This window comes from Eubacterium sp. AF34-35BH, assembly GCF_003477765.1.
Classification (GTDB): domain Bacteria; phylum Bacillota; class Clostridia; order Lachnospirales; family Lachnospiraceae; genus Eubacterium_G.
In genome coordinates, this window is the sequence record NZ_QUDZ01000007.1 from 47,684 (window position 1) to 68,288 (window position 20,605).

16 protein-coding genes and 1 tRNA gene are annotated in these 20,605 nt (G+C 34.3%); 16 read left to right on the plus strand and 1 reads right to left on the minus strand.

Going from position 1 to position 20,605, the window contains the following annotated elements; genetic code table 11:
* Window positions 1–275 precede the first annotated feature (275 nt).
* The 9 genes from DWZ69_RS09030 (at window position 276) to DWZ69_RS09070 (ending at window position 13,110) form a co-directional block, all read left to right on the plus strand.
* A complete protein-coding gene (locus DWZ69_RS09030) occupies window positions 276–1,691 on the plus strand; it encodes a C40 family peptidase (protein ID WP_147364275.1) in 1,416 nt (471 codons plus the stop codon).
* A gap of 396 nt (window positions 1,692–2,087) precedes the next feature.
* Window positions 2,088–2,786, plus strand: coding sequence for a UMP kinase (gene pyrH / locus DWZ69_RS09035; protein ID WP_118436839.1), 699 nt, complete (start codon window positions 2,088–2,090; stop codon window positions 2,784–2,786).
* Between the two features lie 53 nt (window positions 2,787–2,839).
* On the plus strand, window positions 2,840–3,394 hold the full coding sequence (gene frr, locus DWZ69_RS09040; protein WP_022164961.1) for a ribosome recycling factor: 555 nt from the start codon (window positions 2,840–2,842) through the stop codon (window positions 3,392–3,394).
* A gap of 85 nt (window positions 3,395–3,479) precedes the next feature.
* Window positions 3,480–4,208, plus strand: a complete 729-nt coding sequence (locus DWZ69_RS09045) for an isoprenyl transferase (protein ID WP_279210259.1) — start codon at window positions 3,480–3,482, stop codon at window positions 4,206–4,208.
* A 1-nt stretch (window position 4,209) separates the two neighbouring features.
* Window positions 4,210–5,034, plus strand: a complete 825-nt coding sequence (locus DWZ69_RS09050; protein ID WP_022164959.1) for a phosphatidate cytidylyltransferase — start codon at window positions 4,210–4,212, stop codon at window positions 5,032–5,034.
* Between the two features lie 19 nt (window positions 5,035–5,053).
* Complete coding sequence (locus tag DWZ69_RS09055) at window positions 5,054–6,196, plus strand: 1-deoxy-D-xylulose-5-phosphate reductoisomerase (protein WP_118436843.1); 1,143 nt, start codon at window positions 5,054–5,056, stop codon at window positions 6,194–6,196.
* 3 nt (window positions 6,197–6,199) lie between these two features.
* Window positions 6,200–7,501, plus strand: a complete 1,302-nt coding sequence (locus tag DWZ69_RS09060; protein WP_118436845.1) for a site-2 protease family protein — start codon at window positions 6,200–6,202, stop codon at window positions 7,499–7,501.
* A gap of 28 nt (window positions 7,502–7,529) precedes the next feature.
* Window positions 7,530–8,585, plus strand: coding sequence for a flavodoxin-dependent (E)-4-hydroxy-3-methylbut-2-enyl-diphosphate synthase (ispG, locus tag DWZ69_RS09065; RefSeq protein WP_117999131.1), 1,056 nt, complete (start codon window positions 7,530–7,532; stop codon window positions 8,583–8,585).
* Window positions 8,581–13,110 carry a PolC-type DNA polymerase III gene (locus DWZ69_RS09070; RefSeq protein WP_347497521.1) on the plus strand — a complete coding sequence of 1,510 codons (4,530 nt, stop codon included), beginning with the start codon at window positions 8,581–8,583 and terminating at the stop codon, window positions 13,108–13,110. Before ispG ends, DWZ69_RS09070 begins: the two co-directional genes overlap by 5 nt.
* 504 nt (window positions 13,111–13,614) lie before the next feature.
* Here DWZ69_RS09070 and DWZ69_RS09075 read toward each other — a convergent pair.
* A tRNA-Glu gene (locus DWZ69_RS09075) sits at window positions 13,615–13,686 on the minus strand.
* Between the two features lie 72 nt (window positions 13,687–13,758).
* Here DWZ69_RS09075 and DWZ69_RS09080 point away from each other — a divergent pair.
* The 7 genes from DWZ69_RS09080 (at window position 13,759) to rbfA (ending at window position 20,588) form a co-directional block, all read left to right on the plus strand.
* Entirely contained in the window at window positions 13,759–14,574 is an 816-nt protein-coding gene (locus DWZ69_RS09080) for an SDR family NAD(P)-dependent oxidoreductase (RefSeq protein ID WP_022165182.1), read from the plus strand.
* Between the two features lie 311 nt (window positions 14,575–14,885).
* Window positions 14,886–15,353, plus strand: coding sequence for a ribosome maturation factor RimP (gene rimP / locus DWZ69_RS09085; RefSeq protein WP_022165183.1), 468 nt, complete (start codon window positions 14,886–14,888; stop codon window positions 15,351–15,353).
* 15 nt (window positions 15,354–15,368) lie between these two features.
* Window positions 15,369–16,580, plus strand: a complete 1,212-nt coding sequence (gene nusA / locus DWZ69_RS09090) for a transcription termination factor NusA (RefSeq protein WP_117999129.1) — start codon at window positions 15,369–15,371, stop codon at window positions 16,578–16,580.
* Window positions 16,581–16,618: 38 nt separating this feature from the next.
* Window positions 16,619–16,894 (plus strand): YlxR family protein, encoded by a 276-nt coding sequence (locus tag DWZ69_RS09095; RefSeq protein ID WP_022165185.1) that lies wholly within the window; start codon window positions 16,619–16,621, stop codon window positions 16,892–16,894.
* The gene (locus DWZ69_RS09100) at window positions 16,887–17,186 is read left to right on the plus strand and encodes a ribosomal L7Ae/L30e/S12e/Gadd45 family protein (protein WP_118436849.1); all 300 of its coding nucleotides are present in this window, start codon (window positions 16,887–16,889) and stop codon (window positions 17,184–17,186) included. The genes DWZ69_RS09095 and DWZ69_RS09100 overlap by 8 nt, the downstream gene beginning before the upstream one ends.
* A 13-nt stretch (window positions 17,187–17,199) precedes the next feature.
* Window positions 17,200–20,106: a translation initiation factor IF-2 gene (gene infB / locus DWZ69_RS09105; protein WP_118436851.1), complete on the plus strand. Its 2,907-nt coding sequence runs from the start codon at window positions 17,200–17,202 to the stop codon at window positions 20,104–20,106.
* A gap of 116 nt (window positions 20,107–20,222) precedes the next feature.
* Window positions 20,223–20,588, plus strand: coding sequence for a 30S ribosome-binding factor RbfA (gene rbfA, locus DWZ69_RS09110; RefSeq protein ID WP_117999221.1), 366 nt, complete (start codon window positions 20,223–20,225; stop codon window positions 20,586–20,588).
* Window positions 20,589–20,605: the final 17 nt, after the last annotated feature.

A 20,605-nucleotide genomic window follows, 5' to 3' on the forward strand; every position in this document is an offset into this window, starting at 1 on the left:
AAAAAGAGTATAACATAAATCGAATGAATGTTCACCCTTAAAAATAAAAAATAAAAATTTTATGAAAACTGTTGAATATATTAGAAAACGTTATTATATTAGTAGATAGTGATTCATAGTATGGATAAAATAACGGATTTTTATAATAAATCTAAAAAAGATGATGGCAATAGAGTTAATTAACATAGGTCGATTTCATCCATTTAAAAAGAGAGGTGAAAATTGATCTTTTTGTGCTGAAATTATATAAAAAATGGGAAGTAGAAATAAAGAGAATGAATTTTATAAAAGAAAAAATAAATAAATTAAGTTTTGATAAGAAAACTGTAATAAAAGCAGTTAGTATTTTGGTGGTGTTTGCAGTTGCGATTGGAACAATTGTATTAATTGGGCATAATGGAAAAACAACGTCAAGTAAGGAAGTTCAAACAACAACTGTGCAGGAAACAACAACACAGGCAGAAGTAGCTAAAACAAAAAAAGTGACTAAAACTAAGAAAACTAAAACAAAAAAGAAACAACCGCTATATGGCAAAAAATATAAAAAATTAAAAATTGTTAAAGTTTACGATGATAAATCTTTCGAAGAGATAGATGATATTGATGACGATATAGCAGAAGTTTACAAGGACAAATCCATGGCAAGCGATGAGGCAGGAGTTGCTCTTGAAGGATGCGTTGTAAAGGTCGTAGAATCAGGTAAAGAGTGGACTAAAATCAAGTCAGGTAAAGTAGAAGGCTACATTGAGAGCAAGTATGTTGTAAAGGGAAAAGAAGCTAAAAAAGTGCTACTTAGAACAGAGCATGTAATTGCAAAAATAAAGTCAGAAAACGTAGCTATAAGAAAAGACGGCAACAAGAAGGCAGCATCAATAGGTGTGGCATACAAAAAGACAGAATATCCTATTGTTGAAATTAGCAAAAATGAAAAATGGGTAAAAATAAAAAGGTCTGAAGCAGTAACAGGGTGGATTCCGGCAGGACAAATGACTTTGAAGGTACAAAAAGAAAAAGTATATACTTCTGAGGAGTATGATGAGATGGTAGATACCCAGTGGACTGGTGGTATTGTTGGTTATAGTCTGGCCGAAAAAGATTTGCCTAAAAAAGGTGAAGCAAGGGACTTGATAAAGTATGCTTCAAAATTCCTTGGAAACAGATACGTTTGGGGTGGTACAAGCTTAACAAGAGGCGCTGACTGTTCAGGATTTGTACAGTCTGTTTTTAGAAAGTTTGGTCATTATCTTAACAGAACAGCAGCAGAACAGGCAAAAAACGGAAGCGCAGTCTCATTAAACAAATTAAAGCCTGGAGATTTGGTTTTTTATCACACAGACAAAAGAGATAAAAACAGAATCAGTCATGTGGCAATTTATATTGGAAATGGAAAAGTAATACATTCCGCCAATAGAAAAGTCGGTATGGTAATTAGTGCGGTAGGAAGTCCATGTGCAGCAAGAAGAATTTTAACAGCGGAGAATCTAAAGTTAAAATCAAAAAAAGAAGTGGAGACAAAAAAAGCTAAAAAGAAAAAAGAAACTAAACATAAAAGTAAGGATAAGACAAAGAAAGAGCAAACCACAAAAGCTCAACCTGAAACAAAAAATCCTGAAACGGAAACAAAGAATACAGAGTCTGAAACAACAAAAGAAATTGAGACAACAATAGAAGAAAACAGTAGTGAAATTTAACTCACTACTGTCTTTTTAAACGCTCTTTTAATCTGTCTAAAAATTCCTTTGAGGCACCGCTAAATATTTGATATCTTTTCCATATAATTGAAAGATTAAGTGTGGTTTCCGGTTCCAGTGGGACAAAACAAAGATTATTAAAATGTATAATCCATATCATAGAGCGCCTGAACAGAAATTTGTAGAAGCGATAAACAAATATATAGAAAATCAACCTAAAAAATCTGCGTTGAAAGAGTATATATTAATCTTTATTTTTTACTTGATATATGGTATTCTAATTCTAGGTTTTGACTAAAATCGGTTATAAATAAAGAAAGGAATGTAAATGCAAAATTTATTTTGTGTTTACGTCTTTTATTTGTGTAAATACTAATAAAGGACTAGGTGAGAAGAATGAATAGAGTTTTACTTAAATTAAGTGGTGAAGCTTTGGCAGGAGATAAGAAGACAGGTTTTGATGAAGAAACCTGTGTGGCTGTTGCAAAGCAGGTAAAGGCTATAGTAGATAAAGGGGTTCAGGTTGCAATTGTTATCGGTGGTGGTAACTTTTGGAGAGGACGTACAAGCAATAAGATTGACAGACCAAAGGCAGACGGGATTGGTATGTTGGCAACAATTATGAATTGCATGTATGTTTCTGAAATATTTAGAACAGAAGGTATGGATACTAATGTATATACACCGTTCTTATGTGGAACTTGGACAAAACTTTTCTCAAAAGATGAAGCTGTTGCAGATTTAAATGGAGGTAAGGTTGTATTTTTTGCAGGCGGTACAGGACATCCATATTTTTCAACAGATATGACTATGGTCCTTCGTGCAATTGAAATTGAAGCAGATTGTATTTTAGGAGCTAAGGCAATTGACGGAGTTTATGACAGTGATCCTGCAGTTAATCCTAATGCAAAGAAATATGATGAATTACCTATTTCAAAGATTGTTGACGACAGACTTGGTGTAATTGATTTAGCTGCAAGTGTTCTTGCAATGGAAAACAAAATGCCAATGTTATTGTTTGGTCTCAACGAAGAAGACAGTATTAATAAAGCAGTTTCAGGCGAAAAGATTGGTACAAAAATTACAGTAGAATAAGAATATTGCAGATTAAGATATTTAAGAAAAAACTTTTAAGGAGATTATTTATTATGGAAGAATTATTAATGACTTACGAAGAAAAAATGGAGAAGTCTTTAAAAAATTTGGATGACGAATTTGGAGCAATTAGAGCAGGTAGAGCTAATCCAAGAGTGTTAGACAGAATTACAGTTGATTACTACGGAGCACCTACACCACTTCAGCAGGTAGGTAACATATCCGTACCGGAAGCAAGAGTAATTGCCATTAAGCCATTTGATCCTTCAATTTTAGGTGATATTGAACACGCACTTATGGCATCAGACATTGGTATTACACCAACTAATGATGGAACAGTTATCAGACTTGTATATCCTGAATTAACAGAAGAGAGAAGAAAAGAACTTGCAAAGGATATTAAGAAAAAAGGCGAAAATGCAAAAGTTGCAATCAGAAACATAAGAAGAGATGCAATTGATGCAATTAAGAAAAAAGGAAAAGAAGATTCAATTTCAGAAGATGAAATTAAGGGATATGAAGATGATGTTCAAAAGAGCACAGATGCATATGTAAAGAAGATTGATGATGCAATTGATGCTAAGTCAAAAGAAATCATGACAGTTTAATTTTGAATTAATGACAAAGAGGAAACGGTGCGTTTCCTCTATTTTCAGTTATTGAAAGAACGTATAAATGAGTAAGGAGACCGGGATGGCAGAGAAAATTGATTTAACAGGAATGAACATTCCAAATCATGTTGCCATTATTCTTGATGGAAATGGCAGATGGGCAAAAAAGAGATTTTTACCTAGAAAAGCAGGACATGCCGCAGGTGCAAGAACAGTAGAAAAAATACTCGAAGATGCACATGATATTGGTATTAAATATGTAACAATGTATGCTTTTTCAACAGAGAATTGGAACAGACCACAGGATGAAGTGGATGCACTTATGAAACTTCTTAGAAAGTATTTATCGGACTGTATAGAAAGAGCAAATAAGAATAATATGCGTTGTATGGTTATCGGCGATAAAACAAGATTAGATGACGATATTGTTGCCAAAATCAATGAATTAGAAGAGTGTTCAAAAGATAATGATGGCATAACATTTATTATTGCACTTAATTATGGTAGCAGAGACGAAATAAGAAGAGCTACAACAAAGATGGCAATGGACTGTAAGGAAGGAAAGTTAAATCCTGAGGATATAACAGAAGATACAATTAGCAGTTATTTAGACACAAGAGGAATTCCTGATCCTGATTTGTTGATTAGAACAAGTGGAGAAATCAGATTATCTAATTATTTATTGTGGCAGTTAGCATATACAGAATTTTATTTTACAGATGTATTATGGCCTGATTTCAACAAAGAAGAACTAAAGAAAGCAATAGTAAAATACAATCAGCGTGACAGACGTTTTGGAGGAGTTAAGTAAAATGGTTTTAAGTAAATTTGCAAATAAATCTTTTTTTACAAGATTAATTAGTGGCATTGTTTTAGTTGCACTTATTCTTGTGACAATTATACCGGGAGGAAACATTTTATTTTTCTTTAATATGTTTTTGTCAGTTGCAGCTTTGTATGAATTGTATAAAGTGTTAGGCTTGGAAAATAAACTACCGGGTATTACAGGATATATTGCGTTAATAGTTTATTATGCGTTGATTTACATAGGAAAAGAAGATTATGTAATTACATTACTTGTTGTATTTTTAATTTGCTTATTGGCAGAATATGTATTTATGTTTCCTAAATATAAAACAGAGGAAATTTCAAATGCAATAATGTGTATGTTATATGGCGGAATACTATTGTCATATATTTATTTAGTGAGAAATGGAGAAAACGGAACTTATTTAGTTTGGTTGATTTTCTTATGCTCATGGGCAAGTGACACATGTGCGTATGTTGCAGGCGTAGCTTTTGGAAAACATAAGATGGCACCGGTTTTAAGCCCTAAAAAGTCAGTTGAGGGTGCTGTTGGCGGTGTAGTTGGAGCAGCGGCGTTAGGTGCAATTTATGCAGCAGTATTTTCAGATAAAATTAACTTAAGTATTAATCCTGTAATTGCGTGTGCAATTATATGTGCCATAGGTGCATTAATTTCTATGATTGGCGATTTGGCAGCGTCAGCAATTAAGCGTAATCATGATATCAAGGATTACGGAAAATTAATTCCGGGACATGGCGGAATTATGGATAGATTTGACAGTGTTATTTATGTGGCACCAATTATTTGGATATTAATACAATTGTTTTAAATTTTTAGAGGAAAGATAAATGAAGAATATTTCAATTTTAGGCTCTACAGGTTCAATAGGAACACAGACTTTAGATATAGTTAGAGCAAATGATGATTTAAACGTTGTGGCAATTGCTGCAGGCTCAAATATTAAAGCGTTAGAAGAGCAGGTTAGGGAATTCAATCCTGAATTGGTTTGCGTCTATAACGAGGAAGCAGCGAAGAATTTAAAAACAGCCATAAATGATACTAATACAAAAGTAGTAACAGGCATGGATGGCTTGATAGAGGCAGCTACAATAAAAAGTGCCGAAATAGTAGTAACGGCATTTGTTGGCATGATTGGAATAAGACCAACATTAGAGGCAATTAAGGTAAAGAAGGATATTGCACTAGCTAACAAGGAAACTCTTGTTACAGCAGGTCATTTGGTAATGAAGGCTGCAAAAGATAATGGTGTTAAAATATTGCCGGTTGACAGTGAACACAGTGCAATTTTTCAGTCATTAAATGGAGAAAATCCAAAGGAAATTGATAAGATTTTATTAACAGCATCAGGTGGACCATTTAGAGGCTACACAAGAGAACAGATGAAAAATGTTAAAGTTGAGGATGCCTTAAAACATCCAAATTGGTCTATGGGACAAAAAATAACCATCGACTCTGCTACAATGGTTAATAAAGGACTTGAAGTAATTGAGGCAAAATGGTTATTTAACGTGGACATTGACAATGTAAAACCAATAGTTCAACCACAGAGTATTATACACTCCATGGTGCAGTTTAAGGATGGGGCAGTTATAGCGCAACTAGGAACTCCTGATATGAGGCTTCCAATTCAGTATGCTTTATATTATCCTGAAAGAAGATATTTATCAGGTGACAGACTGGACTTTGCAAAAATTGGTCAGATAACTTTTGAGGAACCTGACTTAAATAATTTTGTTGGTCTAAAAATGGCTTTTGAAGCAGGTAGAATCGGTGGCTCAATGCCAACAGTATTTAATGCAGCAAATGAAAAGGCAGTTGCAAAGTTTTTAAACAGGGAAATTAGTTTTCTGGAAATAACAGACATAATACAATACTGTATGGAAAATCACAAAGCACTTGAGAATCCGACAGTAGAACAAATATTAGAAATAGAGGGATGGGCTTATGAGCTCATTGAGAAAAGGTGGTAATTAATGGAGACAGCAATCAGTATAATTATAGCATTAATAATTTTTGGCTTATTAGTTTTAATACATGAATTTGGTCATTTTATTGTGGCAAAGAAAAACGGTGTATTTGTAAATGAATTTTCAGTAGGTATGGGACCTAGAATTTTAAGTAAAGTTGCAAAAAGCGGCACAAGATATTCCTTAAAGATTTTACCTTTAGGTGGTTCCTGTGCAATGCTTGGAGAAGATGAAGATAACGAAGAGGAAGGCTCTTTTAATTCAAAATCAATCTGGGCGAGAATGGCAATAGTATTTGCAGGTCCGTTTTTTAATTTCATATTAGCTCTTTTACTTGCGTTTATTGTAATAGGAGCAAAGGGTGCGGATGTATCATATGTTACAAATGTTGACAAGGCGTCACCGGCGTATGAAGCAGGACTTAGACAGGGAGACAGAATCGTTAAGTATAATGGCGCTCATGCAACACTTGGAAGAGAAATATACTTAGAAGATTATGTTAATCCATTAAACGGTGACGACATAACAGTATCTTTTGTTAGAAATGGTGAGACAAAGACAATTAAGTATTCACCTGAAATTGAAAAAAGATATATAGTAGGTATGCAGTATGCACCAAGCGATGCAGAAGCTGAAATAACTCAGGTAACAAGAGGTTCAGCGTTCTTTAAGGCGGGCGTTCAGGCAGGAGACGTAGTTACTGAAATTGACGGCACTGCAATCAAAACAGGCAATGACATGAACGATTATTTAACAGAGCATCCTTTTGGTGAAAATGAAGTTAAGATTACTTTGGACAGAAAAGGAAAAACTGTAAATGTAACTGTTAAACCTATAATGACAAAGATTGCAAGCAGGGGCTTTGATTACAACATTGGAAGAGAAAAACAGTCTATAGGCGGCGTAATCAAGTACAGCTTTACAGATGTAAGATACGAAATAGCAACAGTTTTAAAGAGCTTAAAAATGTTAGTTACAGGAAAGGTATCAGCAAACGAAATTTCCGGACCTGTTGGTATTGTTAATGTAATTGGCAATACTTATTCAACAGCTAAGTCTCAGGGAACAACTGTAACTATTTTATCCTTGATTAATTTGGCAATAATGTTAAGTGCCAACTTAGGTGTAATGAATTTATTACCATTACCTGCATTAGACGGTGGAAGATTATTCTTATATATTATTGAGGTTATCACTAGGAAGAAGATTCCAAAGGATAAGGAAGGTATGATACATTTCATTGGATTTATTTTATTAATGGCATTAATGGTATTTTTATTATTTAATGATATTAGAAAATTAATTTAAATTATGATTTATCGGATAGGTGAAGATTATGTATAGAGATAATACGAAAGTAATTAGAATTGGAAATAAAGTTATTGGTGGAGGAAATCCAATAATGATTCAGTCAATGACTAACACAAAGACTGAAGATGTGGAAGCTACAGTAGCTCAAATAAAAGAATTAGAGGCTAGTGGATGTGATATTATCAGATGTGCGGTTCCAACAATGGAAGCTGCTAAGGCAATTGCGGAAATTAAAAAGCAGATTTCAATACCACTTGTAGCAGATATACATTTTGATTATAGGCTTGCCATTGCTGCCATGGAAAACGGAGCTGACAAGATTCGTATTAATCCGGGAAACATTGGCTCTGTAGACAAGGTTAAGGCTGTAGTGGAAGTGGCTAAGGCGAAAAATATTCCTATTAGAGTTGGTGTAAACAGTGGCTCGTTAGAAAAAGATATTTTAGAAAAATATGGTAAGGTTACAGCGGAAGGTTTAGTTGAAAGCGCTTTAGACAAAGTAAAAACAATCGAAGATTTAGGTTATGATAATCTTGTTATCAGTATTAAATCTTCTGATGTAATGATGTGTGTTAAAGCCCATGAATTAATAGCTACAAAGACTAATTATCCACTACATGTTGGAATTACAGAATCAGGAACAGTTACATCAGGAAATATTAAGTCAGCCATAGGACTGGGCCTTATTTTAAATCAGGGAATTGGCGATACAATCAGAGTATCCCTTACTGATAATCCGGTTGAGGAAATTGCCAGTGCCAAACTTATTTTAAAAACATTAGGTTTAAGAAAAGGTGGCATATCAGTTGTTTCATGTCCTACTTGTGGTAGAACTCAAATTGATTTAATTGGTTTGGCAAAACAAGTGGAAAAAATGGTGTCAAAGTATGACTTAGACATTAAAGTTGCTGTAATGGGATGTGTGGTTAATGGACCCGGTGAGGCAAGAGAAGCTGATCTTGGAATAGCAGGAGGAAAAGGAGAAGGTCTTTTGATTAAAAAGGGCGAAATAGTAAAGAGAGTTCCTGAAAACGAATTATTAAACACACTGGAAAAGGAATTAAAAAACTGGAGGAATTAAATTGGCAAAAAAGAACTTTTTAGAAGTTTTTGATAATCTTCAGTTAAATGATGAATTACGAGGTATTTTAGAATTAGTAGATATAACGAGAATTGTTACTAATACAGAACATACCAAAATAAGAATCTATATTGAAAGCAGCAGACTTATTGAAAAGTCTGCTATTTTCAAAATTAGGGAAGAATTAGCAAGAACTTTAAGAACAGGCAAAAAGATAGGTATAGAAATCATAGAGAAATATTATTTGTCTGCTCAGTATACAACGGAAAACTTATTTGAAATATATAAGGATAGTATTGTGCTTGAATTAAATGAACATAGTCCCATAATTGCTACTATGTTAAAGAAGGCACCAACATCCTTTGATGAGAAAGGCAGACTGGTTATTAATCTGGAATCAAGTATTATTTCGGAAGCCAGAATGAAAACTTTAAAGGATACAATTGAGAGAATTTTTAGAGACAGATTTAGTATGCCTTTAGAAGTTAAAATCAAAAAGCATGCCATTGACGGAAATAGATACGCTAAACGAAACGCTAAACGTTTGAAAAATGAAGTGGATGTTCTTTTAAGCAAAAATGAAGAGAAGCAGCCAGAGGAAGCAAAGAAGGTAGAAGAGAGACCTAAAAGACTTAAAAAGGCTACATATTCAGATAATCCTGAAGTGGCATACGGAAGAGACTTTAAATTTGATTCAGACACAGCCTTATGTGATGTGTTTGAGGGAACAGGCGAGTGTGTGGTTAAAGGTCAGGTTATGACCATGGATGACAGAGAATTAAAATCAGGAAAATACCTTGTCAGCTTAGAGATAACAGATTTCACAGATAGTATTGCAGTAAAGATTTTCTTAGGAGATGAAAATGCCAAGAAGGAATTTACTTCAAAGGTAAAAAAGAATACTTTTGTAAGAATCAAAGGTGTTGCGATGTATGACACCTATGACAGACAGGTGGAAATCAGCCGTGTGGATGGTATGAAGGTTATACAGCCGTTTTCAACTGAAAAGAGAAAAGATACTGCAGTGGAAAAAAGAGTGGAACTTCATTGTCATACCAAAATGAGTGATATGGATGGTGTAAGTAACTGTAGCGATTTAGTAAGACGTGCTTATGAATGGGGACATAGAGCGATTGCCATAACAGACCATGGCGTAGTACAGGCATTTCCCGATGCCTGGCATGAGTATTGTGACATTAAGAAGGAATGTTCAAAGGTAGGAAAAGATTGTGACTTTAAGGTAATATATGGTGTTGAAGCTTATCTGGTAGATGACTTGAAAGATATGATTGTTAATCCCAGAGGTCAGAGCTTAGATGACACATACGTTGTATTCGACTTGGAAACAACAGGATTTAGTGCAAAAAGTGACAGGATTATTGAAATTGGAGCTGTAAAGGTACAAAATGGAAAAATAATTGACCGTTTTAGTACATTTGTTAATCCTGAAATACCTATACCTCTTAGAATTGAACAATTAACAAGTATTAATGACAATATGGTTATTGATGCTCCTAAGATAGAAGAAATTTTACCTTCATTTATGGAATTTTGCGAAGGCTCAGTAATGGTTGCCCACAATGCAGACTTTGACATGAGTTTTATTGCAGCTAATTGCGAGAGAATTGGCTTGCCATGTGATTTTACAATCGTTGATACAGTTGCAATGTCAAGATATTTGATTATAGGACTTGGAAAATACAAATTAGACAGAGTTGCAAAGGCATTGGGAATTGTTCTTGAAAATCACCATAGAGCTGTAGATGATGCAGAGTGTACAGCTCTTATTTTCCTAAAACTTTGTAAGATGTTAAAGGATAAAGGAATTAATAATCTTGATGAAGTAAACAAAGAAGGAAAGAAGTCAGACAATCTTATAAATAAGCTTCCTGCACATCACGCAATTATTTTGGTTAAAAACCAGACAGGAAGAGTTAATTTATATAAGTTAGTATCTATTTCCCATATAGATACTTTTGCCAACAAAAGACCACGTATATTAAAAAGTGATTATTTAAAATACAGCGAAGGTCTGATGATTGGAAGTGCCTGTGAGGCAGGTGAATTATATCAGGCTATATTACATGGAAGAACTCAGCAGGAAGTTGCAAGGTTAGCAGAATTCTATGATTATTTTGAAATTCAACCTTTAGGCAACAATGAGTTTATGTTAAAAACAGGTAATCCTGATATAGATAATAAGAAAAAATTCTTAGTTGATTCAAGGGAAGAACTAAGAGAGATTAACAGGAAGATAATTGAACTGGGAAGAAAATTTAATAAAATAACAGTTGCTACATGTGATGTTCATTTTATGGATCCGGAAGATGAAATTTATCGTAGAATCATACAGTATGGTAACGGATTTAAGGATGCAGATAATCAGGCACCTTTATATTTGAGAACAACAGATGAGATGCTTGGTGAGTTTGATTATTTGGGTAGTGATTTAGCAGAAGAAGTTGTAATTACAAATCCAAACAAGATTGCAGATATGATAGAAAATATTTCACCAATTCATCCTGATAAATGCCCACCGGTTCTTGATAATTCGGAAGAAAACCTGAGAAATATCTGTTTCCAAAAAGCCCATGAAATTTACGGCGAAGATTTACCAAAAATTGTTGAAGATAGATTGGAAATTGAACTGGATTCTATTATTGGTAACGGTTATGCGGTTATGTACATTATGGCTCAGCGATTAGTTTGGAAATCAAATGAAGATGGATATTTGGTAGGTTCAAGAGGATCTGTTGGTTCATCTTTTGCAGCTACAATGTCAGGTATTACAGAATGTAATCCTTTAGCCCCGCACTATTATTGTGAGAAGTGCAAAAGTTCATTTTTTGAGGATGAGTACAGAGCACCTGAAGGGACACCTATAGATGAAATTAAAAAGATTCAGGCAACAATTAAAGAGGAAAGAGCAGAGGGTGGTCTTGGATTTGACTTGCCTGATGCAGTATGTCCACACTGTGGAGAAAAACTTCATAAGGATGGCTTGGAAATTCCTTTTGAAACATTCCTTGGATTTGGTGGTACAAAGGAACCGGATATCGACCTTAACTTCTCCGGTGAATACCAGGGAAATGCACATGCGTATACAGAAGTTATGTTTGGTAAGGGCCATACATTTAGAGCGGGAACATACGCAGGTGTAGCCGAGAAAACTGCATTTGGTTATGTGAAAAATTATTACGATGACCATAACGAGATTAAGCGTACTGCGGAAATTGACAGAATAGCAAGAGGCTGTACAGGAATCCGTAGAAGTACAGGTCAGCATCCTGGTGGAATTGTTATTGTTCCAAGGGATAAGGAAATATATGAATTTACGCCAATACAGAAACCAGCTAACGATATGACGGTAGATACAATAACTACTCATTTTGAATACCATGCAATTGATGCAAACCTGTTAAAGTTAGATATTCTCGGACATGATGATCCAACAATGATTCGTCGACTTGAAAAACTAACAAACACTAATGTTCAAACGGATGTGCCTTTTGATGACAAAAATGTAATGTCATTATTCCTTGGCCCTGAGGCTTTAGGAATTACAAGCGATGACATTGACGGCTGTCCAACAGGTTCCCTTGGTTTACCTGAACTGGGAACAGATTTCGTTATTCAAATGTTAGTAGATACTAAACCTACAAAAATTGCCGATTTAGTTAGACTTGCAGGCTTGTCTCATGGTACTGACGTGTGGCTGGGGAATGCACAGACACTTATTCAGGAGGGCAAGTGTACAATTTCTACTGCTATATGTACTAGAGATGATATTATGGTTTACCTAATGGATAAAGGTATAGAGCCACAGGTAAGTTTTGATATTATGGAACATGTTAGAAAGGGTAGAGGTCTTCTTACTTTTACAGACAAGGAAACAGGAGAAGACAGGAAGGAAGAAGATGTAATGCGTGAACATAATGTACCTGAATGGTATATTTGGTCATGTAAAAAGATTAAGTATATGTTCCCTAAGGCACATGCGGCTGCTTACATTATGATGGCTTTACGTGTTGCCTGGTACAAGGTGTATCACCCATTGGCATATTATGCAGCATATTTTGGAATTCGAGCAAAAGCTTTTGACTATGAAACAATGTGTCAGGGAAAAGAAAAACTTGAATACTTTATGGCAGATTTAAAACGTAAGAAGAATAATCATGAAGCATCTAAGAAAGATGAAGATTCTTTAGGTGACATGAAGATTGTTCAGGAAATGTATGCAAGAGGATTTGAGTTCTTACCGTTGGATATTTATACTGCAAAGGCTCATGAGTTCCAGATAATAGATGGTAAGTTAATGCCTAGCTTGGATTCTATTGAAGGACTTGGAGAAAAAGCGGCAGATGCTTTAGTAGAAGCAGTTGGAAATCAGAATGGACCATTTGTTTCTAAAAATGATTTAAGACAGAAAAGTAAGTTAAGTAAAACAGTAATAGATACAATGTCAGATTTGGGATTGTTAGAAGGAATGCCTGAAGACAGTCAGTTGTCTATTTTTGATTTTTAATTTTATGAGTTTCAAATTTCAAATTTAATTTTGAATTATAAATTTAAATTTAATTTTAAGTTTGAAATTTGAAATTTGAAATTTTGAATTTTTATAAAATAAAAGACAAAGAAAAAGCACTGCATACCGAATGTTCGGTAGCAGTGCTAACTAAAAGGAAAATACATCTTTTAAAAAAGATGTAAAATGAAAAAAATAAAAATAATAATAAAACAAAAAGAAAAATAACTCATATGGGAATCGACCCCAATTATTAACTAAGACCACTCGAGCTAACAATGAATATTATATCACAAAATTGTTATAAGTAAAGAAAAAATTACAAAAATATTGCTAAATTTTACAATTATTGCAAGTGCTATAACATTTGTATCAAAATTGAAAAAATCGTGTTGCTTTATACATTGCAAAATGCAACGGAAAATATCACACGAAATATCACACGAAATATCACACGAATAGTTTTAAATACAAGAAAAGCCCTTAAAATAAGGGCATAAAAAACAGCTCGTACGGGAATTGAACCCGTGATTCCGCCTTGAGAGGGCGGCGTCTTAACCACTTGACCAACGAGCCTGAAAAATGTTACTGTATTATTATAAACAGCAAAAGAAATTTTTGCAAGTGATTTTTGAAAGGATTTAATTTATGGACTGGATATACGGAAAAACAATTCTTATAACAGGGGCATCCTCAGGATTAGGAAGAGCCATGACGCTACAGCTAATCAGAGAGCATGGATGTATGGTTTTAGGAATTGGACAATCTGAAGAAAAAATGAAAAGTTTAATAGAAGAACTGTCTTATTTAAGAGATCAGTTTAAATATTGGATTTTTGACGTGAGCCAGGAAGAAAATTGGAATACATTTAGAGAAGAACTTACTTATAATAATATAAACGTTGATTTGCTAATTAATAATGCAGGTATGTTATTACCTTTTGAGAAGTCAGTTAATTATACGGAAGAGCAGGTTAAGAGATGCATGGACGTTAATTTTAACAGTTGCAGATATTCCATTAACGCAATGCTACCTATATTAAGAAAGTCCACTATGGCAGGGATTGTTAATGTATCAAGTTCAGGAGCGCTTGCACCTTTAGTTGGAACAGGTGTCTATAGTGCAAGCAAAGCCGCAGTTAAAGCTTATACAGAAACTTTAATAGGGGAACTTGGAAGAGAAATGTACATAGGATATGTGTGTCCGGGATTTATAATGACAGACATATTTAGAAGTCAATATTACAAGACAGAAAGCAAGTTGATGAAAATTATTGCAAATAATGTTGATAAAGTTGCTGCAAAGATTATAAAAAAGATAATAAAACAGAAAAATAGAATAATAGTAGGAAAAGATGCAAAGTTTATGAACTTTACTTCAAAATTCTTTCCGGTATTAGGGTTAAAATTTTATGAGCAGTTTATCAAACATACAAAAATAGATATTTTTGAAAATGTAAGATAGTAGTCAGATAAGATTGCACAATATTAAAGTTAAGAATAAATATTATAATTTTAACAGATATAAAAGTTGGAATCAATGAAGGCAGCTGAAAGTTGCAGATGAATTTTACAATGAAAGTTACGATTTTTACAGGGGTTGACAGGAAAATAATAACGTCGTATACTATGTAGTGAATATTGACTAGCGTAGAAGGAGCGAACCGCAAAGGTTCGCTCTTTGTTATGTAGTTAAATTTTTCAAAGAACATTAGAAAATGTTCTTTATAATAAAAGATACTAACAAACACAGCAAAGTCAAATAAGGAGGTTAAGGTGTCTAGAAAAGAAGAATACGAAGCAAAGACAGAAGCACTACTGTTACCCATTGTTGAAGAAAAAGGGTATGAAATGGTAGATGTGGAATATGTTAAAGAAGGAAGCAACTGGTATTTAAGAGCTTTTATTGATAAGCCGGGTGGAATCACAATTAATGATTTAGAAGGCGTAAGCCGTAAGTTAAGTGATTTACTTGACGAAGAAGACTTTATTAGCGATGCTTACATATTAGAAGTAAGTTCACCAGGACTTGGTCGCCCACTGAAAAAAGACAGAGATTTTGACAGAAGTATTGGCGAGGAAATTGAAGTACATTTATATAGAAGCCTTAACGGAAACAAACAGTATGTAGGTTTATTGAAATCTTATGACAAGGATACAATTACTATAGAAGATGAAGATGGAAGTGAGATTGCTCTTGATAGAGTGAATGTTTCACTTGTTAGATTAACTATTGATTTTTAGGAGGATATTGGAAAGATGAACAATGAATTAATTGCAGCATTAGACGTGTTGGAAAAGGAAAAAGGTATTAGCAAGGAGTCTTTATTTGAAGCTATTGAAAGTAACTTGGTAGTTGCTTACAAGAACAACTTTAATAAAGCAGATAACGTAGCAGTAACAATGGATAGAGAAACAGGTGATTTCCATATTTATTCTCAGAAAGAAGTAGTTGAAGAAGTTATGGATCCTGTATGTGAAATCTCATTGGAAGATGCAAGAAATATTAAGGCATCATACGACATTGGAGATTCAGTTAATGTAGAAATTCAGTCAAAGGATTTTGGTCGTATTGCTACACAGAGTGCTAAGAATGGTATTTTACAGAAGATTAGAGAAGAAGAAAGAAAGAGTCTCTATGAAGAATATTATGAAAAGCAGGATGATATTATTACAGGTACAGTTCAGAGAATTAACGGAAAGAACATTAGCGTAAACATTGGAAAAATCGATACTGTATTAATGGAAAAAGAACAGTCTAAGGGAGAATACTTTAGACCAAATGATAAAATTAAATTATATATTACTGAAGTAAAAGATAATGGTAGAGGACCTAGAATTAATGTTTCAAGAACTCATCCGGGACTTGTTAAGAGATTATTCGAACAGGAAGTAACAGAAATTCAGGACGGAACAGTTGAAATTAAGAGCATTGCAAGAGAAGCAGGTTCAAGAACAAAGATGGCTGTTTGGTCAAATAATGAAGCAGTTGATCCTGTTGGAGCTTGTGTAGGTATTAACGGCGCAAGAGTAAATGCAGTAGTTGAAGAATTACAGGATGAAAAAATCGATATCATTAACTGGAGTGAAAACCCAGCTATTTTAATTGAAAATGCATTAAGCCCATCAAAAGTTATTGCAGTTTTAGCAGATCCTGATAATAAGGAAGCTTTAGTTGTAGTTCCTGATTTACAGTTATCATTAGCAATTGGTAAAGAAGGACAGAATGCAAGACTTGCAGCTAAGCTTACAGGTTTTAAGATTGATATTAAGAGTGAGTCACAGGCAAAAGAAGAAGGCATTCAGTATGTTTTCGATGAAGATGATTATTATGATGATGACGAATATTATGATGGAGAGTATTACGATGACGAATACTACGACGGAGAATATTACGATGATGAATATGATGAAGAAAGTGAAGAAGCTGATTCAGTAGAAGAAGCATCAGAGGAATCAACAGAAGAATAGTAACTGATGGATTCAATTAGAACATAGGAGATTATGGCATGGGGCAGAATAGAAAAATACCAATGCGAACATGTATTGGTTGCAGACAGTCAAAGGAAAAAAAAGAGCTAATAAGAATTGTTAGAGACAAGGAAAACAACGTTTTTGTTGACTTAACAGGAAAACAAAACGGTAGAGGTGCATATATATGTGAAGATGTGCATTGTTTGGAAAAAGCCATGAAAACAAAAGCTTTGGAAAAAACATTAAAGGTATCCGTTGACAGTGAAATTTTTGAAAAATTAAAAGAGCAGTTAGGAGATACAAATGAATAAAGTTTTTTCAATGATAGGCTTGGCAACCAGGGCTGGAAAAACTGTTGCAGGTGAGTTTTCTGTAGAAAAAGCGGTAAAACAAAAGAAGGCATGGTTGGTTATTGTCTCAGAGGAAGCTTCAGATAATACAAAGAAACTGTTTTTTAACAAGTGCAAATATTATAATATTCCATGTTTTGTTTACGGAAGTAAGCAGGAATTAGGCGAGGCAACTGGAAATGACAGTCGTGCGTCAATAGCCATAACGGACAGAGGATTTAGTGAAACCATCAACAGATTGATAGAAAGTTAGACGGAGGTAGTATATGTCAAAGATGAGAGTACATGAATTGGCCAAAGAATTAGATATAAAAAGTTCAGACATTATAGAAGTGCTTGGAGAAAAAGGAATTGATGTAAAAGCTCAAAGTTCAATTGACGAAGCTTCAATTGAAATTGTGAAAAAGAAGTTCCCTTCAGCAAAATCTGAAAATAAAAAAGAAGAAAAGTCAAAACCTAGAGTTTTAATTACAAGCAAAGGTGTTGTTAAAACAGGTGAAAGAAGAAGACGTAGACATAGTAGTGATGGAGAGCATAAACATCGTTCGAAACATTCTTCTGAAGTAAAAGAAGAAGTAAAGGAAAATGTTAAGCCTAACGAAACAGTTGAAAAGGCAGTTGAAGAAAAGACAGCTCCAAAAGATACAACTGTTCAGGCTAAAGAAACTACTCCTAAGGCAGAAGAAAAGAAACCTGTAGAAGTAAAAGAAGTGGCAAAAGAAGTGGTAAAGGAACCTGTAAAGGAACCTGTAAAAGAGGTGGAAAACAAAGAAAATAAAATTCAAGAGGTAAATACTACGGAAAAAATGGCACAGAGAGAAACAAAACCGGCTGATAATAAACAACAGCCTAAGGAAAACAATAATAACAGACAGGTAAACAACAACAGACAGCAGAGAGATAATCGTTCAAACGACAATAGAAATAACGATAGAAACGATAATAGAAACAACGACAGAAATAACAACAGAAACGATAACAGAAACAACAATAGAAATAACAACAGAAATAACGGAAGATATAACAACGATAGAAACAATGACAGAAATAACGACAGAAACAATGGAAATCGTAAAGACAACCGTAATTTCAACAAAGACCGTAACGGAAATGGCAGAAATGACAACAGAAACAACAACGGAAACAGAAACAATGACAGAGGCAATTTCAGAAACGGAAATAATGGCAACAGACCAAACAATGATAGAGGCGGCTTTAGAAGAAATGACAGAAATGATGCCCCATCAGAACCAATTCAGGATAAGAACAGAAAGAATAGAGAAAACAAAATCCGCCAGGATAGACAGGAACGTAATAAGAAAAATTACGAAGATGGCAGAAGAGGTAAGAATGGCAAGAAGGGTGATTTCTCTAAACCTACATTAGAAAAGCCAAAGAAGAAGGAAGAAAAGAAAGAAGAAATTAAGATTATTCAGGTTCCTGAAGCTATTACAATTGGCGAGTTAGCAGAAAAGATGAAGATGACAGCATCAACACTTATTAAGAAGTTATTCTTAGAAGGAAAGATGGTTACTGTTAACACAGAAATTGATTTTGACAGTGCAGAAGAAATCGCTTTAGGATATGACATCATGTGCGAAAAAGAAGAAAAAGTAGACATGATTGAAGAACTTCTTAAAGAAGATGAAGAAGATGAATCACTTATGGTTAAACGTCCACCTGTAGTTTGTGTTATGGGACACGTAGACCATGGTAAAACATCACTTCTTGATGCAATTAGAGAAACAAATGTAATTTCAGGTGAAGCAGGTGGTATTACACAGCATATCGGTGCTTCAGTTGTAAAAATTAATGACCAGACAATTACATTCCTTGATACACCGGGACATGAAGCATTTACATCAATGCGTATGCGTGGCGCACAGTCTACAGATATTGCAATCTTAGTTGTAGCTGCTGATGATGGTGTTATGCCACAGACTGTAGAAGCTATTAACCATGCTAAGGCTGCAGGAATTGAAATAATTGTTGCAATTAACAAGATTGATAAGCCGGGTGCAAATATCGAGAGAGTTAAGCAGGGACTTGCTGAACATGAATTATTAGCATCTGACTGGGGCGGAGACGTGGAAATGGTTCCTGTTTCAGCTCACACAAGAGAAGGTATTGACGATCTTCTTGAAATGGTACTTTTACAGGCTGACGTATTAGAATTAAAGGCTAATCCAAACCGTCAGGCAAGAGGTATTGTTATTGAAGCAAAACTTGACAAAGGTAAAGGTCCTGTAGCTACAGTTTTAGTACAGAAAGGTACTTTAAAAGTAGGTGCACATATTGCAGCAGGAGCTAACCATGGTAAAGTTAGAGCCATGACAGATGATAAGGGAAATAGAATTAAGACTGCCGGTCCTTCAACACCTGTTGAAATTTTAGGCCTTAGCGGAGTTCCAAACGCAGGTGAAGTTTTCGTTTCAACAGAAACAGCTTCAGAAGCAAAAGACTTTGCTAACACATTCGTTGAAGACAGCAAGGCAAAACTTATGGAATCTAATAAATTTAGAATTTCTCTTGATGATCTTAACTCACAGATTGAAGCCGGTGAATTAAAAGAACTTAACATTATCGTTAAGGCTGACGTTCAGGGTTCAGTTGAAGCAGTTAAGCAGAGCTTACTTAAACTTTCAAATGATGAAGTTGAAGTTAAGATTATCCATGGTGGTGTTGGTGCAATTAACGAATCAGACGTTATTTTAGCATCTACATCAAATGCAATTATTTTAGGATTTAACGTAAAACCTGACACACAGGCTGAAATTACAGCAAACAATGAAAATGTTGATTTAAGACTTTACTCTGTAATTTACAATGCTATTGAAGACATTGAAAGAGCCATGAAGGGTATGCTTGAGCCAATTTATGAAGAAAAAGTTATTGGTCATGCAGAAATCCGTCAGATATTTAAGGCATCTGGTGTTGGTAACATCGGTGGTTCTTACGTATTAGACGGCTTTATGCAGAGAGGCTGTTCAGCTAGAATTACAAGAGACGGAAAGCAGATTTTTGAAGGCCCTGTTGCATCACTTAAGAGATACAAAGATGATGTTAAGGAAGTAAAAGCAGGTTACGAATGCGGTCTTGTATTTGAAGGCTTTAACGAAATTGCTGAATTAGATCAGGTAGAAGCTTACATTATGGTAGAAGTTCCAAGATAGGTTTTGATATCAGGCATAAAATAGGTCTAAACAAAATTAATATGGCTTATTTTATGAAAAATGGATATTTTATATAGTGTATGACAATCTTTTGTATAAAGAAAGTTGGAATGATTATGAGAAAAAATAGTATTAAGAATACAAGAATAAATGGTGAAGTTCAAAGAGAACTTAGTAATATCATACGTGAGTTGAAAGACCCACGTGTTGGTATTATGACTACCGTTACGGGAGTTGAAGTTGCCCCTGACTTAAAAACATGCAAGGCATATATTAGCGTGTTAGGAGATGAGCAGGCAAAAGCCGACACAATGGCTGGTTTAAAAAGTGCAGCAGGTTTTATTAGAAGAGAACTTGCGAGAACTGTAAATTTAAGAAATACTCCTGAAATTAGATTTATTATGGATGAATCTATTGAGTACGGTATGAAAATGTCAAAAATTATTGATGACATGAAAGCTAAGGAACAGTCAGAAGAATAGGATTTAATGAAAGTGTT